1 protein-coding gene is annotated in these 825 nt (G+C 65.5%); it reads right to left on the bottom strand.

The window, feature by feature from the left end; all coding sequences use genetic code 11:
* Positions 1-794, bottom strand: a 794-nt coding sequence (locus tag EOD07_RS36095) for a branched-chain amino acid ABC transporter permease (protein WP_164772936.1), incomplete at its 3' end; no start/stop codon positions are given.
* Positions 795-825: the final 31 nt, after the last annotated feature.

Here is an 825-nt window from a genome sequence, read left to right as displayed (position 1 = left end):
GCATATTCCTGCGGCAGCGCGACGAGCAGGCCGACTTCGATGAAGCCGAGCAGCATGCCGCCGACAGCAGCGCCCGGCAGCGAGCCAAAGCCGCCGATGACGCAGGCGACGAAGGCCTTCAGCACCAGGCCGAAGCCGAGATCGGGCGAGACGCTGCCACGCCGCGCCAGGATGAAAACGGCGGCGATGCCCGCCAGCGCGCCAGAAATCGCGAAGGCCGTGGCGATCACCCGATTTGCCTTGATCCCCATCAGCCGCACTGTCGCGAAGTCGCGCGAAGCGGCGCGGATGGCGAGCCCGAGAGTCGAGCGGTTGAGGAAGAGCACCAGCGCCAGGATGGTCAGGCCCGAGACGATAAGCTCCATCACCTGCAATGACGATACGGCGAAGGGACCGACAAACCACATCTGGTTCAGGCCATTGAGGACCGAGACCGACTGCGGCTTGGGCGAGATCAGAAGCATGAAAAGGTTCTGCACCACGATCGACACGCCGAAGGCGGTGAGCAGTCCGGTCGTGGTCGGCGCGTAGCGCACCGGCCGGAAGGCGACGCGCTCGAACACGACGGCCGCAAGTGCGGCCATGCCGACGGCAAGCAGCACCGCGACGAAGGGCGAGGTCAGCCCGAGCGCCGCTGCCAGGAACACGCTGTAGGCCGAGACGCCGATGATCTCGCCATGCGCGAAATTCACCAGCCCCATGATCGAGAACACGACCGCCAGCCCGAGCGCCACCAGCGAATATTCCGCGCCGAAGGCGAGCGCGTTGAGGAGTTGCTGCAAGGCGTAATCCATCGCCGCCTACCCGCCGATATAGAGATTGAAC

This window comes from Mesorhizobium sp. M2C.T.Ca.TU.002.02.1.1, from assembly GCF_003997225.1.
Note: the sequence above shows the minus strand (reverse complement) of the source record. Positions and strands in the feature narration are given on the sequence as shown.